13 protein-coding genes are annotated in these 15,176 nt (G+C 54.8%); 8 read left to right on the top strand and 5 right to left on the bottom strand.

Going from position 1 to position 15,176, the window contains the following annotated elements; translation table 11 throughout:
- Positions 1-105 precede the first annotated feature (105 nt).
- Genes pldA through rhtC form a run of 3 tightly spaced genes read left to right on the top strand, consistent with a single transcriptional unit; the run spans position 106 to position 3,467 of the window.
- Positions 106-984 (top strand): phospholipase A, encoded by an 879-nt coding sequence (pldA, locus tag VI01_RS15420; protein WP_045815823.1) that lies wholly within the window; start codon positions 106-108, stop codon positions 982-984.
- Between the two features lie 23 nt (positions 985-1,007).
- Positions 1,008-2,831, top strand: a complete 1,824-nt coding sequence (gene recQ, locus VI01_RS15415; RefSeq protein WP_038643789.1) for an ATP-dependent DNA helicase RecQ — start codon at positions 1,008-1,010, stop codon at positions 2,829-2,831.
- Positions 2,832-2,843: 12 nt separating this feature from the next.
- Positions 2,844-3,467 (top strand): threonine export protein RhtC, encoded by a 624-nt coding sequence (gene rhtC, locus VI01_RS15410; protein WP_045815822.1) that lies wholly within the window; start codon positions 2,844-2,846, stop codon positions 3,465-3,467.
- 144 nt (positions 3,468-3,611) lie between these two features.
- On the opposite strand, the gene rhtB is transcribed toward rhtC, so the two are convergent.
- Positions 3,612-4,235 carry a homoserine/homoserine lactone efflux protein gene (rhtB, locus tag VI01_RS15405; protein WP_045815821.1) on the bottom strand — a complete coding sequence of 208 codons (624 nt, stop codon included), beginning with the start codon at positions 4,233-4,235 and terminating at the stop codon, positions 3,612-3,614.
- Positions 4,236-4,339: 104 nt separating this feature from the next.
- Between rhtB and pldB the strand changes: the two genes are divergently transcribed.
- Positions 4,340-5,332, top strand: coding sequence for a lysophospholipase L2 (pldB, locus tag VI01_RS15400; protein WP_045815820.1), 993 nt, complete (start codon positions 4,340-4,342; stop codon positions 5,330-5,332).
- 32 nt (positions 5,333-5,364) lie between these two features.
- On the top strand, positions 5,365-6,165 hold the full coding sequence (yigL, locus tag VI01_RS15395; RefSeq protein ID WP_038643786.1) for a sugar/pyridoxal phosphate phosphatase YigL: 801 nt from the start codon (positions 5,365-5,367) through the stop codon (positions 6,163-6,165).
- Between the two features lie 32 nt (positions 6,166-6,197).
- On the opposite strand, the gene glpT is transcribed toward yigL, so the two are convergent.
- Positions 6,198-7,538: a glycerol-3-phosphate transporter gene (gene glpT, locus VI01_RS15390; protein WP_038643785.1), complete on the bottom strand. Its 1,341-nt coding sequence runs from the start codon at positions 7,536-7,538 to the stop codon at positions 6,198-6,200.
- Positions 7,539-7,971: 433 nt separating this feature from the next.
- Here glpT and VI01_RS15385 point away from each other — a divergent pair, with 433 nt between their 5' ends.
- On the top strand, positions 7,972-8,841 hold the full coding sequence (locus VI01_RS15385) for a carboxylate/amino acid/amine transporter (RefSeq protein WP_045815834.1): 870 nt from the start codon (positions 7,972-7,974) through the stop codon (positions 8,839-8,841).
- Between the two features lie 348 nt (positions 8,842-9,189).
- On the opposite strand, the gene VI01_RS15380 is transcribed toward VI01_RS15385, so the two are convergent.
- Together VI01_RS15380 and metR are read right to left on the bottom strand one after the other, a co-directional pair.
- Positions 9,190-9,669 carry a DUF1456 family protein gene (locus tag VI01_RS15380; RefSeq protein WP_045815819.1) on the bottom strand — a complete coding sequence of 160 codons (480 nt, stop codon included), beginning with the start codon at positions 9,667-9,669 and terminating at the stop codon, positions 9,190-9,192.
- A 95-nt stretch (positions 9,670-9,764) separates the two neighbouring features.
- Positions 9,765-10,694, bottom strand: coding sequence for an HTH-type transcriptional regulator MetR (gene metR, locus VI01_RS15375; protein WP_034827906.1), 930 nt, complete (start codon positions 10,692-10,694; stop codon positions 9,765-9,767).
- Between the two features lie 215 nt (positions 10,695-10,909).
- Here metR and metE point away from each other — a divergent pair, with 215 nt between their 5' ends.
- Positions 10,910-13,180: a 5-methyltetrahydropteroyltriglutamate--homocysteine S-methyltransferase gene (gene metE / locus VI01_RS15370; RefSeq protein ID WP_045815818.1), complete on the top strand. Its 2,271-nt coding sequence runs from the start codon at positions 10,910-10,912 to the stop codon at positions 13,178-13,180.
- Positions 13,181-13,218: 38 nt separating this feature from the next.
- On the opposite strand, the gene VI01_RS15365 is transcribed toward metE, so the two are convergent.
- Complete coding sequence (locus tag VI01_RS15365) at positions 13,219-14,055, bottom strand: dienelactone hydrolase family protein (RefSeq protein WP_038643782.1); 837 nt, start codon at positions 14,053-14,055, stop codon at positions 13,219-13,221.
- Between the two features lie 300 nt (positions 14,056-14,355).
- Here VI01_RS15365 and udp point away from each other — a divergent pair, with 300 nt between their 5' ends.
- A complete protein-coding gene (gene udp / locus VI01_RS15360) occupies positions 14,356-15,117 on the top strand; it encodes a uridine phosphorylase (RefSeq protein WP_045815817.1) in 762 nt (253 codons plus the stop codon).
- Positions 15,118-15,176: the final 59 nt, after the last annotated feature.

Raw genomic sequence — 15,176 nt, 5'->3', positions numbered from 1 at the left:
CAGTTTCAGAAATCGGCACTGATCAACCTGTGTCTTTGCGTGTAGAATGGCGTGCTTTTTGAACATTGCCCTAATAATGACAACACGCAGTTTCTGGAGAATGTTATGCGTAAGCTATACGCGTCGCTGGCCGCAGTTTTGATGATACCTGCGCTGGCACAGGCTGATGAAGCCACCATAAAAGAGGTGCATGACGCCCCGGCAGTGAAGGGCAGTATTATTGCGAACCTGTTGGAAAAACACGATAACCCGTTCGTGCTTTATCCTTACGAAAACAACTATTTGCTCTACACCTACACCAGTGACATGAACAAAGAGGCGATCTCTTCGTACAACTGGGCTGACAAAGCAAAAAACGATGAAGTAAAATTCCAGCTCAGCCTGGCGTTCCCACTGTGGCGTGGCATTCTGGGTGATAACTCGGTGTTGGCCGCGTCTTATACGCAGCGCTCGTGGTGGCAGCTCTCCAACCGTGGTGCGTCATCGCCGTTCCGTGAAACCAACTATGAGCCGCAGATTTTCCTCGGCTGGGCAACGGATTACACTTTTGCCGGCTGGACTCTGCGCGACATCGAAACCGGCCTTAACCACGAGTCTAACGGACGTAGCGATCCGACATCACGCAGCTGGAACCGCGTCTATGCGCGCCTGATGGCGCAGAACGGTAACTTCCTTGCGGAAATTAAACCGTGGTATCGCATTCCAGAAAATGAAAATAACGATGATAACCCCGACATTACCAAGTACATGGGCTACTATCGCGCCAAGCTCGGTTATGAAATGGGTGAAAGTATCTTCAGCGTGGAAGGCAACTACAACTGGAATAGCGGCTATGGCGGCGCGACTTTCGCCTGGAGCTATCCTATCTCTGAACATGTGCGCTTTTACACCCAGCTGTTCAGCGGGTATGGTGAATCGCTTATCGACTATAACCATCGTCAAACCCGTTTTGGCGTGGGTGTAACACTTAATGATCTGTTCTAACCAGTCAGAAAAACAGGATTACCGTGGCAACATCGGCAGTGCTTAATCAGGAAATGCTGGCGCAGCAGGTATTACAAGATACCTTCGGCTACCAGCAATTTCGTCCCGGTCAGCAAACTATCATCGAAACCGCGCTCGCAGGGCGTGATTGTCTGGTGGTGATGCCGACCGGCGGCGGCAAATCGCTGTGCTATCAAATCCCGGCGCTGGTGCGCGAGGGGCTGACGCTGGTGGTTTCACCGCTGATATCACTGATGAAGGACCAGGTCGATCAATTGCTGGCCAACGGCGTGGCAGCGGCGTGTCTCAACTCGACGCAGACGCGTGAGCAGCAGCAACAGGTCTTTGCGGATTGTCGCACCGGTAAGCTGAAGCTGCTGTATATCGCGCCTGAACGTCTGATGATGGATAACTTCCTCGACAGCCTGCACCAGTGGAATCCGGTGATGCTGGCGGTGGATGAGGCGCACTGTATCTCGCAATGGGGCCATGATTTCCGCCCGGAGTATGGCTCGATTGGTCAACTGCGTCAGCGTTTCCCGGATCTGCCGGTGATGGCGCTGACGGCAACCGCTGACGAAACCACGCGTAATGACATCGCTCATCTGTTGCAGATGGACGATCCGCTGATTCAAATCAGCAGCTTTGACCGCCCGAATATTCGCTACACGCTGGTGGAAAAATTTAAACCGACCGACCAGCTGTTGCGCTATGTGCAGGAGCAGCGGGGTAAAAGCGGCATTATTTACTGTAACAGCCGTGCCAAAGTGGAAGACACGGCCGCGCGTCTGCAAAGCCGTGGGCTGAGTGTCGGCGCGTATCACGCCGGTATCGACAGCGCCCAGCGCGCGCACGTGCAGGAAGCCTTCCAGCGTGATGACCTGCAAATTGTGGTTGCCACCGTGGCATTTGGTATGGGCATCAATAAGCCTAATGTGCGCTTCGTGGTGCACTTTGATATTCCGCGCAATATCGAATCCTACTATCAGGAAACCGGTCGCGCCGGGCGTGATGGCCTGCCCGCCGAAGCGATGATGCTTTACGATCCAGCGGATATGGCGTGGTTACGTAAATGTCTGGAAGAGAAAGCGCCCGGCCCGTTACAGGATATTGAGCGTCACAAGCTCAATGCGATGGGCGCGTTTGCCGAAGCGCAAACCTGCCGTCGTTTAGTGCTGCTCAACTACTTTGGTGAAGGGCGTCAGCAGCAGTGCGGCAACTGCGATATCTGCCTTGATCCTCCACGTCGATATGATGGTTTAGTGGAAGCGCAGAAGGCGCTTTCCAGCATTTATCGTACCGGCCAGCGCTTTGGTATGGGCTATATTGTCGACGTGCTGCGCGGTTCCACCAACCATCGCATTCGCGATAACGGGCACGATAAATTGCCGGTGTACGGCATCGGCCGTGAGCAGAGTCAGGAGCATTGGGTCAGCGTGCTGCGCCAGCTGATCCATCTTGGTATGGTGACGCAAAATATTGCCATGCACTCCGCTTTACAGCTCACGGAAGCGGCGCGTCCGGTATTGCGTGCCGAAGTGCCATTGATGCTGGCGGTACCGCGCATCGTCACGGTGAAGAGCCGCAGCAGCTCGCCAAAAGTGCACAGTGGCAATTACGATCGCACCTTGTTTGGCAAGCTGCGCAAATTGCGTAAGGCGATTGCCGACGAATCTAACATTCCGCCATACGTGGTGTTTAACGATGCCACATTGATTGAGATGGCGGAGCAAATGCCGATTACCGCGTCAGAAATGTTGAGCGTGAACGGTGTCGGTCATCGCAAGCTGGAACGTTTTGGTAAACCGTTCCTGGTGATGATCAAAGAACATGTCGATGAAGAGTAAAGGAAAGAAACCATGTTGATGTTATTCGCCACTGTCGCGCTGGTGCATCTGGTTGCGCTAATGACCCCTGGCCCGGACTTCTTCTTTGTGTCGCAAACGGCGGCCAGCCGCTCGCGCAAAGAGGCGATGATGGGCGTATTGGGTATTACGCTGGGGATCGTCATCTGGGCGGGTGTGGCGCTGATGGGCCTGCATCTGATCCTGCAGAAAATGGCCTGGCTGCATGAAATCATCATGGTGGGCGGTGGTTTGTACTTGCTGTGGATGGGCTGGCAGTTGCTGCGCTCAGCACGTCAGCAGCATAAAGCCCCACAGGTTAATGCGCCGGTGGTGGAACTGCCAAAGAAAGGTATGAGTTTCCTGAAAGGTTTTCTGACTAATCTGTCGAACCCGAAAGCGATTATCTACTTCGGTAGCGTGTTTTCACTGTTTGTCGGCAATGATGTGGGTGCGATGGAGCGCTGGGGCCTGTTCATGCTGATCGTGGGTGAAACCTTTGCCTGGTTTACGCTGGTGGCGGCGATCTTCGCGCTGCCGTGGATGCGGGATAAGTATCAGCGTATGGCGAAGTGGGTTGATGGCATGGCGGGTGTGCTATTTGCCGGATTCGGCATTCACCTGATTATTTCTCGTTAAATCGATTTTCCTTGCCATTTCGGCACCGGGCAGAGCTCGCCCCTCACGTACCGCGTGTACGTTCCGGGGTTTGTGCGGCTTGCCGGCGCCGAACTGGCTGCACCACCGACGATTTACCCTCGGTGTGACTGATTGCAAAACCTCTTACGCGATTCTGCGCGCACTTGCCAGCAAGGCTCCGACGGCCATAAACAAGCCACCAAAGGTGCGGTTCATCAGCTTCATCTGTTTTGGCCCTTTAATCCAGCCCGCAATGCGTGTTGCCAGCGTGGCGTAACCAATCATCACAATAATATCAACCACGATGGTGGTGACACCGAGCACCAGATACTGCATGAGCTGCGGCTGGTGTGGCTGAATGAATTGCGGAAATAGTGCGGCGAGAAACACGATGCTTTTCGGGTTGGTAAGATTCACCAGGATAGCGCGTTTGAACAAACGACGACGCGGCATCGCTTTCGCCACGGCATCCAAATCAATACCACCTGCGGAACGCCACTGCTGAATCCCAAGCCACACCAAATACGCGGCACCTGCCCACTTCAGCACTTCAAAGGCCATGATCGATTGTGAAAATAGCGCCCCCAAACCGGCACCGACCAGCACGATGTGAATCGCCAGACCCAGCTGTAAGCCAGTGATGGAAGCGGTCGCGCCGCGATAGCCATGGCTAATGCCGGTGCTCATGGTGTTGATTGCACCAGAACCGGGTGAAAGACTGAGGATAGTTGTGGTCAACAGGTAAGTTAACCACCATTCAATGGTCATGTGTGACATTCCCTGAAGTGAACGAAGTGTGACACAATACGCCAGAATATCGCGGTGCGCTATGGCGTACAGGCACGCGATGAGGCTTTTTTTCAGGGGGACGGATGCAGCATCTCAAACAGAGTTGGCTCGGGCGTGAGAAAGGCTTTTCAGCCTTTGCTACGGGTCCGCTGCTCGACTTCTGGCGACGTCGTGAGGAGTGTGAATTTACCGGCGTCGGTAACCTGAAGATTCGCTATGTTCGTTTCACCTCACCGCAACATCGCCGTGTCATCCTGATTGTGCCCGGCCGCATCGAAAGCTATATCAAATACCCGGAACTGGCTTACGATCTGTTTCACTGCGGCTATGACGTGGTGATAATTGACCATCGCGGGCAGGGCCGTTCCGATCGCTTGCTGGCGGATTCTCATCGCGGGCATGTAGTGGAATTCAACCATTACGTTGACGATCTGGAAACGCTGTATCTGAAAGAGATAGTCAGCAACCATTATCAGCAACGCTACGTGCTGGCGCATTCGATGGGCGGTGCAATTTTGGCACTGTTTTTAGCGCGCCAGCCGCAGGCATTCCATGCGGCGGTATTCTCGGCACCGATGTTTGGCATTGTGTTGCCGTTGCCCGACTGGATGGCGCACCCGATTTTAGACTGGGCGGAAAAACTGCCGGCAATCCGCGAACGCTATGCGCTCGGCACCGGCCGCTGGCGGGCCAGCCCGTTTGGCATTAATCGCCTGACGCACAGTCGTGAACGCTATCGGCGCAACCTGCGTTTTTACGCCGACGATCCGGGGTTGCGTGTGGGAGGGCCGACCTATCATTGGGTGCGTGAAGGCGTCTATGCCGGACGCAGCATCATCAGTCAGGCGGCGAAAATTACCACACCGGCGTTGGTGTTACAGGCCAGCGAAGACGATGTGGTGGATAACCGCGCACAAGATATTTTTTGTACGGCGATGGCCGATGCGGGACATCCCTGCGAAGGAATCGTGCCGTATGTGATTCAAGGCGCGCGTCACGAGATTTTGTTCGAAACAGACGCCATGCGCGCTGAAGCGCTTAACCTGGTGGTCGATTTTTTCGAGCGCCACGTTTAACTCATTTTCCGACATCAATACCAGAGGTTTACATGTACCACATCGTCGCATCCGACCTGGATGGCACGCTGCTCTCACCGGAACACCGTCTGACACCTTTTGCTCGCACCACGCTGCAGGAACTGGTGGCGCAAGATGTCCACTTCGTTTTCGCCACCGGTCGTCACTATATCGACGTGGGCCAGATGCGCGATAACCTCGGCATTCCGGCGTACATGATCACCTCTAACGGTGCTCGCGTGCACAATGCAGCAGGTGAACTGGTGTTTAGCCATAACCTCGACGCCGATATCGCCAGCGAACTCTACGGTCTGCAGTATCACGATGAGCATATCCTGACACACGTGTATCGCGACGATGAGTGGTATATGAGCCGCCATCGCCCGGAGGAACAGGACTACTTCCGCGAGTCGGTGTTTAACTATCAGGTGTACCAGCCAGGCATGCTGGAAACCGACGGTATCAGCAAGGTGTTCTTTACCTGTGACGATCCTGAGCGTCTGGCGCCACTGGAACTGGCGATTGAAGCGCGCTGGGGCGATCGCGTGAATGTCAGTTTCTCACTGCCGACCTGTCTGGAAGTGATGGCGGGTGGTGTATCGAAAGGGCATGCACTGGAAGCCGTAGCCAAACAACTCGGATACTCATTGAAAGAGTGCATCGCTTTTGGCGATGGCATGAATGACGTTGAAATGCTGAGCATGGCAGGTAAAGGCTGCATTATGCGCAACGCGCACCAGCGCCTGAAAGATACGCTGCCAACGTTAGAAGTGATTGGCAGCAATGCTGAAGATGCGGTGCCGCATACGCTGCGCAAGCTGTTCCTTGCTTAAAAAAATGGGCCGGAATCACCGGCCCATTCTCGTTATGCCATCTGCTTCTTGTGCTTATGTTCACTGATCATGGTGAGCAGCAGTAAAATCACGGCTAACACCGATCCGGCAATCATCACCATGAAGCCACCATCCCAGCCGAAGTAATCCACGGTGTAACCGACAATCGCACTGGCTGCCACCGATCCACCAAGATAACCAAACAAACCGGTAAAGCCCGCGGCGGTTCCAGCCGCTTTTTTCGGCGCCAACTCCAGCGCGTGCAGACCAATCAGCATCACCGGGCCGTAAATCAGGAAACCAATGACGATCATGCACAGCATATCGATACCTGGATTGCCTGGCGGGTTAAGCCAGTACACCACCGTCGCGATGGTCACCAGCGTCATAAAGAACACGCCGGTCGCGCCACGATTGCCTCGGAACACCTTGTCCGACATCCAGCCGCACAGCAGGGTGCCGGGAATGCCTGCATATTCATAGAAGAAGTAAGCCCACGAAGATTTATCCAGCGTGAAGTGCTTCACCTCTTTCAGGTAAGTGGGTGACCAGTCGAGAATGCCGTAACGCAGCAGGTAGACAAACACGTTAGCCAGCGCGATATACCACAGCAGCTTATTGGGCAGGATGTACTGCATGAAAATCTGCTTTGCCGTTAACTCCTGCTCGTGGTTGTCGTTGTAATCGGGCGGGTAGTCGTTCTTGTAAGCTTCAATCGGTGGCAGGCCACAAGACTGCGGCGTATCGCGCATCAGGGCAAAGGCAATAATGGCGATGAGGATGGCACCAAACGCCGGCATATAGAGTGCGGCTTTCCAGTCGTTAAACCACGCCATACCCAGCAGGAACAGCAGTGGGGGAATGCCGCCGCCCACGTTATGGGCGCAGTTCCACACCGAGACAATCCCGCCGCGCTCCTTCTGTGACCACCAGTGCACCATGGTGCGCCCGCATGGCGGCCAACCCATACCCTGGAACCAACCGCACAGGAACAGCAGCACAAACATCACCATGATGCTGGAGGTGGCCCACGGCACAAAGCCCATAAAGAGCATCACCGCAGCCGCCAGAATCAGTCCGGCAGGTAAAAAGACGCGCGGATTTGAACGGTCAGAGACGGAACCCATGATGAACTTGGAAAAACCGTAGGCGATGGAGATTCCGGACAGCGCAAAGCCAAGATCGCCGCGTGAAAAGCCCTGCTCAACTAAATAGGGCATCGCTAGCGCAAAGTTTTTACGGACCAGGTAATAGGCGGCATAGCCAAAGAAAATGCCGATGAAGATTTGCCAGCGTAGCCGACGATAAAGCGGATCGACACGATCGTCAGCGACTTGCGGCTGATGCGGTGCCGGTTTGAAGATACTCAACATGAATGTGGCCCTCCAGGGCGCGATATTTTTTTAAATTCCCAGCAGGTTGGGTCAAAAGCCCTCTGGCGTAACAACAAAACCAAAGTTCCATTTCGCGCAAAGGATAGTGATGGTTACGCCACGTTACTGTGATGTGTGACACAATTGTTACAGTTTGATGACATTAAAGAGCGATTTAAACCAGAAAATGTTGGTATTCGCGCATGAAGCGTCGGGGCTTTTGGGTTTGAAAGGGTAATCCGTTGCTGCGTCGAATGACATTCACTGCATCCGCAATCCGCGAGCTGATTTCGGCAGTGGACCTCATCTCAATGAGATGAGGGGATTCGGCGATTTGTTTGATTTTAATTTGACCACTCGTCAACCAGAAATTTCAGCCCGTCCACGACAGTTTGTTTACACTAGCGCCACTGTTCATTTTGGGATCAATACCGTGCTGTTACTGATCGTTACCACCATTTTGTGGGCTTTTTCCTTTAGTTTGATAGGGGAATACCTTGCGGGCCAGGTTGACTCCTGGTTCTCTGTGTTGATGCGCCTTGGGTTGGCTGCGCTCGTTTTTTTGCCCTTCCTGCGCTGGAAGGGCTATCGCGCCTCAACCATCCTGCTGTACATGCTGGTGGGAATGCTGCAACTCGGCGTCATGTATCTGCTGAGTTTTGAGGCTTATACCTACCTCAGCGTGACAGAATTCCTGTTGTTCACCGTGATGACGCCGCTCTACGTCACGCTCATTTACGATTTGCTCAGCAGACGTCGGCTGCGAATCGGCTATGCCTTCAGCGCGCTGCTGGCGGTAGCCGGTGCGGCCATCATTCGCTATGACAAAGTTAGCGATCATTTCTGGTTCGGTTTGCTGCTGGTGCAGGCGGCAAACATCTGCTTTGCCATCGGTATGGTCGGCTACAAGCGCCTGCAGGAAACCCGCCCAATGCCGCAACACACGGCCTTCTCGTGGTTCTATCTTGGCGCGGTGATCATCGCCATCATTGCGTGGAGCTTTTGGGGTAACCCGAACAAACTGCCGACCACCTCACTGCAGTGGGGCATTCTGGTGTGGCTGGGCGTGGCGGCTTCCGGGCTGGGCTATTTTATGTGGAACTACGGTGCGACGCAGGTCGATGCGGGTACGCTGGGCATCATGAACAACATGCACGTGCCGGCGGGCTTGCTGGTGAACCTGGCGATCTGGCAGGAAAAACCGCACTGGCCGAGCTTTATTGCCGGGGCGATTGTCATTTTCGCTTCGCTATACGTGCACAAGCGTTGGGTGGTGGGGCATGGGTCCAAAAGCGACGCCTAAATGGCCGAGCTGAATGGCTAACAAGCACGTTGCTTTGCGCTATCTTCGAATAAGCAGCACCTAAGCCAGCGGGAAGATACAGGTCGCTACGAAGAGTGAAGCGTCCGATCCACAGGGAAGTAAGATTCTTTCGTGATCGGAGCGGCCTGCATCTGACCTGATATCAAAGCGACGCTCAAAGCTTAAGGGAAGGGATAGCGTGGCAGAGGAGCAAAGCGTCCGAGCCATGGATGGCGAGGCCGATCCACAGGGATGTGGGATTCCTTTGCGATCTGCCACGCTATCCCTGACTGAGCGCTAGCACATAGCAATCAGCCCTTCCCTGACAGAGCACAAAAGCAGCAGCGATTACGCCTTCTTAGCCGGCCCTGGACGATTCATCATCGTCAGTCCCTTCAAAAAGTTACGCAGAATCTGGTCACCGCACTCGCGGTAGTTCTTATGATCTGGATTGCGGAAAATCGCACCGACTTCAGCCTGTGAAATCTTAAAGTTTGCCTTCTCCAGCACCACGGGAATATCCGTGGTCTTCAGCGCAAACGCGATACGAAGCTTCTTAATGAAAATATTGTTATTCATACGGCGTTCAACCGAAGGTGCGGGCGCATCTTCACTCTTACCGCGACGGAAGAAAATCAAACCGTTGAGGAAATAGCCCATCAGCACGTCCGGCAACTTACGGAACGCCGCATCCTCATCCTTCTTCATCCACGCCTGCACATCCTCCAGCGGCACTTCACTGCCCGCTAAGGCAAAAATCTCCACCACTTTGCTATCGCTTAAATCAAGCATATAGCGCACGCTGCGCAGAACATCGTTACTCGTCATGGTGAAACTCTCTTGGTCGCGGATTGAGGCGGCGCATTATAGAGCAGGCCGGGCAGGGATAACAGCATGGGCGACACAGGTCGCCCAAGAGATGATCAAGAAATTGACTGCAATGAACCCGGGCGAGCGGCATCGCGTACAAATGGCAGATGGTCACAGGCGTGCTGGCGGGCGAAGCGCACAAAGGCTTCTAACACCGGCTGACGCTGCTCACCATCGCGCACGGCGGCATATAAACGGCTCCACAAACCCTCACCCAATGTTTTGGTCACCACCAGACCCTGCTTTTCAAAACTCTCCACCACCCAATGCGGAAGGGCCGCAATACCCATCTGTGCTGACACCATCTGAATCAGCAACAACGTGTTGTCCACACTCTTCAACGCCGGACTGATACCTGCAGGCTGCAGGAAATGACGCCAGATATCGAGACGCTGACGCTGCACCGGATAGATCATCAGCACCTCATCGGCTAAATCTTCTGGTGAGATATGTTCCAGCTTTGCCAGCGGATGGTCCGGGGCCAGCACCAGACGCACCTCAAAATCAAACATCGGCGTATAGAACAAACCGCTGCGCGGCAAGATATCGGAGGTCAACACCACATCCAGTTCGCCCTGCTGCAAGGCGGGCTGGGGATCAAAAGTCACGCCCGATTTAAAATCGACCACCACTTGTGGCCAGCTCTGGCGAAAATTATTGAGGGCCGGCGTCAGCCACTGAATGCAGCTGTGGCACTCAATGGCAATGCGCAGCGTGGTCTGATGCGGCTCGTGGCATGCCTGCAACGCCTGCTGAATCTGCGGCAAAATCTGCTCGGCCAACTGCAGCATGATTTCCCCCTGCGGCGTAAACCGCAACGGCTGGCTCTTGCGCACAAACAGGCGAAAGCCCAGCCGCTGTTCCAGATCGCTGAACTGATGAGATAACGCCGATTGTGTCTGATGAAGCTGAGCGGCGGCAGCGGCCAACGAGCCGGTATTCTGCAACGCCTGCAGCGTTCTCAGGTGTTTGAGTTCGATCATGAGAGTCCTTCACATCGAGATTGAACAAATTGCGCTTGAGGAACATACAGTACCCGCAGATTATGGCGGTGTAAACATCTGGACGGCTAAACATCTCAAGCAAGCGCCACCGCCATATGACTTTCGTCCAGTTCAGGCGTTCAGCGGACGGCAATTTCACTCGCTGGATGAACGTAAACGGGCTCGACTCGTTAAGCATATCTGGAGATCACTAAATGACCATTCTGAACCATACGCTCGGTTTCCCTCGTGTCGGTCTGCGTCGTGAACTGAAAAAAGCACAGGAAAGCTACTGGGCAGGCAACAGCTCACAGGAAGCACTGCTGGCCGTGGGGCGCGAGCTGCGCGCTCGTCACTGGCAACAGCAGAAAGACGCGGGGGTGGATCTGCTGCCCGTGGGCGATTTCGCCTGGTACGATCATGTGCTGACCACCAGCCTGATGCTGGGCAATGTGCCGGCGCGCCATCAGAACCAGGATGGATCGGTCGATCTCGATACGCTGTTCCGTCTGGGACGTGGCCGCGCACCCAGCGGCGAGCCTGCCGCCGCCGCTGAAATGACCAAATGGTTCAACACCAACTATCACTATATGGTGCCGGAATTCACGCAAGGCCAGCAGTTCTCACTGAGCTGGACACAGCTGCTCGAGGAAGTGGACGAAGCATTGGCGCTGGGCCACCCTATCAAACCGGTGCTGCTGGGACCGGTCACTTACCTGTGGTTGGGCAAAGTCAAAGGTGAGCCGTTTGACCGCCTGTCGTTGCTGAAAGCGATTCTGCCGGTCTATCAGCAAGTGCTGGCTGAACTGCATCAGCGCGGTGTTGAATGGGTGCAGATAGATGAACCCGCGCTGGTGCTCGAGCTGCCACAGGAATGGCGTGAGGCGTTCAAGCCTGCCTACGATGCGCTGCAAGGTCATGTAAAACTGCTACTGACGACCTACTTTGACAGCATTGGTCAAAATCTCGATGTGATTAAGACGCTGCCGGTTCAAGGTTTGCACGTTGACCTGGTGCATGGCAAAGATGACATCCAGCATATTCACCAACAACTCCCCACCGACTGGCTGCTCTCAGTCGGGGTGATCAACGGCCGCAATGTCTGGCGTGCCGATCTCAGCCGCTGGTTCGATCGCCTGAAACCGCTGGTCGGGCAGCGTAAAAATCTGTGGATTGGTTCCTCCTGCTCGCTGCTGCACAGCCCGATCGATCTCAGTGTCGAAACCCGGCTCGATGCGGAAGTGAAAAGCTGGTTTGCCTTTGCTTTACAGAAGTGTGCTGAGCTGAGGTTGTTGAGCCAGGCGCTCAATAATAACGATGCGGCCTCGCTGACGGAGTGGAGCGCGCCGATTCGTGCCCGTTCTCATTCTTCGCGCGTGCATAATGCCGCAGTGGGTGCACGTCTGGCGAATATTCAGGCCAAAGACGTTGAGCGCGCCAGCCACTATGACGAACGCGCCAAAGCGCAGCGCCATCGCTTTAATCTGCCTGCCTGGCCGACCACCACAATTGGATCCTTCCCGCAAACCACCGAAATTCGCGGCCTGCGACTCGACTTCAAAAAAGGCAATATCGATGGAGGCCACTATCGCACCGGCATCGCGGAGCACATCAAGCAGGCGATTGCTGAGCAGGAACGGCTCGGGCTGGATGTGCTGGTGCACGGCGAAGCTGAGCGTAATGACATGGTGGAATACTTCGGCGAAAACCTCGATGGCTTCGTGTTTACGCAAAATGGCTGGGTGCAAAGCTATGGCTCTCGCTGTGTGAAGCCGCCGGTGATCATCGGTGATGTCAGTCGTCCGCAGCCGATTACCGTTGAGTGGGCGAAGTACGCGCAATCGCTGACTGAAAAGCCAGTGAAAGGTATGCTCACCGGCCCGGTCACGATTCTGTGCTGGTCATTCCCGCGTGAAGACGTGACGCGGGAAACCCTTGCTAAACAGATTGCACTGGCGCTGCGTGATGAAGTGGAAGACCTGGAAAAAGCCGGGATCGGGATCATTCAGATTGATGAACCCGCTCTGCGCGAAGGCTTACCATTGCACCAGTCGGATTGGGCGGCGTACCTGACCTGGGCAGTTGATGCCTTCCGCCTCAACGCGGCTGTGGCGCAGGATGAAACGCAGATCCACACGCACATGTGTTATTGCGAGTTCAATGACATCATGGATTCGATAGCGGCACTGGACGCGGACGTGATTACCATCGAAACCTCACGCTCGGATATGGAATTGCTGGATGCGTTTAAAGCGTTCGAATACCCGAACGAAATTGGGCCCGGTGTGTATGACATTCATTCCCCGAACGTACCCAGCGTAGAATGGATTGAAGATCTGCTGCACAAAGCGGCGCAAAGCATTCCGCCCGCGCGTTTATGGGTCAACCCGGACTGCGGTCTGAAAACTCGTGGCTGGAGTGAAACCCGGCAGGCGCTGGCGAACATGGTGACCGCCGCGAAAAAGCTGCGCGCAGAATCGGCGTAATCGCGATAAACAGGGGCGCCGTGCAGCGCCCCTTGTTATTACGCGTTGGGTGCAACGCCATACTGCTTAAACCAGGCCAGCATCCGTGCCCAGCCATCAGCGGCCGAGTCAGCATGGTAGCTTGGGCGATAATCGGCATTAAACGCGTGTCCCGCTTCCGGATACACCACGATCTCCGCTTTGGCATTGGCGGCGTGCAGCGCCTGACGCATCTTATCAATGCTCTCTAGCGGGATGCTCTCATCCTGACCGCCGTACAGTCCCAGCACCGGAGCGTTAAGATCGACAGCCACATCGATAGGATGTTTTTGTTGTTTGAGGGTTTTCTCACCCTCTAACCGACCATACCAGGCCGCCGCCGCCCGCACCTGCGGATTGTGCGCGGCGAACAGCCAACTGATGCGTCCGCCCCAGCAGAAGCCCGTGATTGCCATGCGACGAATATCGCCATCGTGTCGTGCGGCCCAGTTGGCAACGTGATCAAGATCGGACAGCACCTGAGAATCGGGCACCTTGCTGACCAGTTCTTTGAACAATGTCGGGATATCACTGTAGTCACCAGGATCGCCTTCACGGAAATAGAGCTCAGGTGCAACCGCCAGATAACCTTCCAGCGCCAGACGACGGCAGATATCTTTAATATGCTCGTGAACGCCAAAAATCTCCTGCACCACCAGAATCACCGGCAGCTTGCCTTCATAGGATTTGGGGCGGGCATAATAAGCTGGCAGGTTCTCTCCCTGGCTGGGAACAGACGTTTCACCGGTGTGAATAGCGTCACTGACGGTGGTAATGGTGCTGCTGGCGATGGGCTGAACGGCTGGGGCAAAGCCGCCGGCTGCTGATTTTTGTGCCATATTGTCTTCGGTTTTCATTGTTCTCTCCGTGCTAGCAAGTGCGCAATCACGTAACTATAGCCTGGCCCAGGAGCAAGGCTGACGTAGGGTTCAGAGGGATGTGTACTTATGTTCTTCTTCTCTATTAACACCGCCACCCGAACTTACGCAGTACCGCTTGTAGCAATTCGGAATTGCCGAGCTGCAATGTGTGATGAAAGTCGCATAATAATTTCCTGATAATGTAAGTTTCATTGTCGATGGTGAAATAAATCACATATTTATATGGCGCTCTGGCGTAGAGTGACACGCATATCCCTTATCTATCAGGAGTCTGTTATGGCCCAGTCTGACGTTTTCCACCTTGGTATCACTAAAGCCGATCTGAAAGGAGCCACACTGGCTATCGTTCCCGGCGATCCGGAGCGTGTGAAAAAAATCGCTGCGCTGATGGATAATCCACAGCATCTGGCTTCGCACCGTGAATTCACCACTTACCTGGCGGAAGTGGATGGCAAGCCGGTGGTGGTATGTTCTACCGGTATCGGCGGTCCATCGACCTCTATTGCGGTAGAAGAACTGGCGCAGCTCGGCGTGCGCACTTTCCTGCGTGTGGGCACCACCGGGGCGATCCAGCCGAATATCAATGTCGGCGACGTGCTGGTGACCACGGCTTCGGTGCGTCTTGACGGTGCCAGCCTGCACTTTGCGCCGATGGAGTTCCCGGCAGTGGCCGATTTCACCTGCACCACCGCGCTGGTGGCCGCAGCAGAAGCCTGCGGTGCCAAAACACACATCGGTATTACCGCTTCTTCTGACACCTTCTACCCGGGGCAGGAACGTTACGACACGTTCTCAGGACGTGTGGTGAATCGCTTCCAGGGCTCAATGCAAGAGTGGCAGCAAATGGGGGTTCTTAACTATGAGATGGAATCCGCTACACTGTTAACCATGTGCGCCAGTCAGGGGCTGCGAGCGGGCATGGTGGCGGGTGTCATCGTTAACCGTACGCAGAAAGAGATCCCGGATGCCGCGACCATGCAACAGACCGAAAGCGATGCGGTGAAAATTGTTGTAGAAGCCGCGCGTCGCTTAATTTAGTGCGCAAGGCAGCAGGTATTACGGATAAGGAATTCCCTGCTGCCATCACATTGCGCACG

The sequence above is a fragment of the Pantoea sp. SM3 genome (assembly GCF_000963995.1).
GTDB classification, from domain to species: domain Bacteria; phylum Pseudomonadota; class Gammaproteobacteria; order Enterobacterales; family Enterobacteriaceae; genus Pantoea; species Pantoea rwandensis_B.
This window is presented reverse-complemented; position numbering and strand designations above follow the sequence as displayed.

Excerpts from the sequence above, each read along its gene's own strand:
- pldA (WP_045815823.1), top strand. The coding sequence starts at position 106 with ATGCGTAAGCTATACGCGTCGCTGGCCGCAGTTTTGATGATACCTGCG.
- rhtC (WP_045815822.1), top strand. The coding sequence starts at position 2,844 with ATGTTGATGTTATTCGCCACTGTCGCGCTGGTGCATCTGGTTGCGCTA.
- rhtB (WP_045815821.1), bottom strand. The coding sequence starts at position 4,235 with ATGACCATTGAATGGTGGTTAACTTACCTGTTGACCACAACTATCCTC.
- pldB (WP_045815820.1), top strand. The coding sequence starts at position 4,340 with ATGCAGCATCTCAAACAGAGTTGGCTCGGGCGTGAGAAAGGCTTTTCA.
- yigL (WP_038643786.1), top strand. The coding sequence starts at position 5,365 with ATGTACCACATCGTCGCATCCGACCTGGATGGCACGCTGCTCTCACCG.
- glpT (WP_038643785.1), bottom strand. The coding sequence starts at position 7,538 with ATGTTGAGTATCTTCAAACCGGCACCGCATCAGCCGCAAGTCGCTGAC.
- VI01_RS15380 (WP_045815819.1), bottom strand. The coding sequence starts at position 9,669 with ATGACGAGTAACGATGTTCTGCGCAGCGTGCGCTATATGCTTGATTTA.
- metR (WP_034827906.1), bottom strand. The coding sequence starts at position 10,694 with ATGATCGAACTCAAACACCTGAGAACGCTGCAGGCGTTGCAGAATACC.
- metE (WP_045815818.1), top strand. The coding sequence starts at position 10,910 with ATGACCATTCTGAACCATACGCTCGGTTTCCCTCGTGTCGGTCTGCGT.
- VI01_RS15365 (WP_038643782.1), bottom strand. The coding sequence starts at position 14,055 with ATGAAAACCGAAGACAATATGGCACAAAAATCAGCAGCCGGCGGCTTT.
- udp (WP_045815817.1), top strand. The coding sequence starts at position 14,356 with ATGGCCCAGTCTGACGTTTTCCACCTTGGTATCACTAAAGCCGATCTG.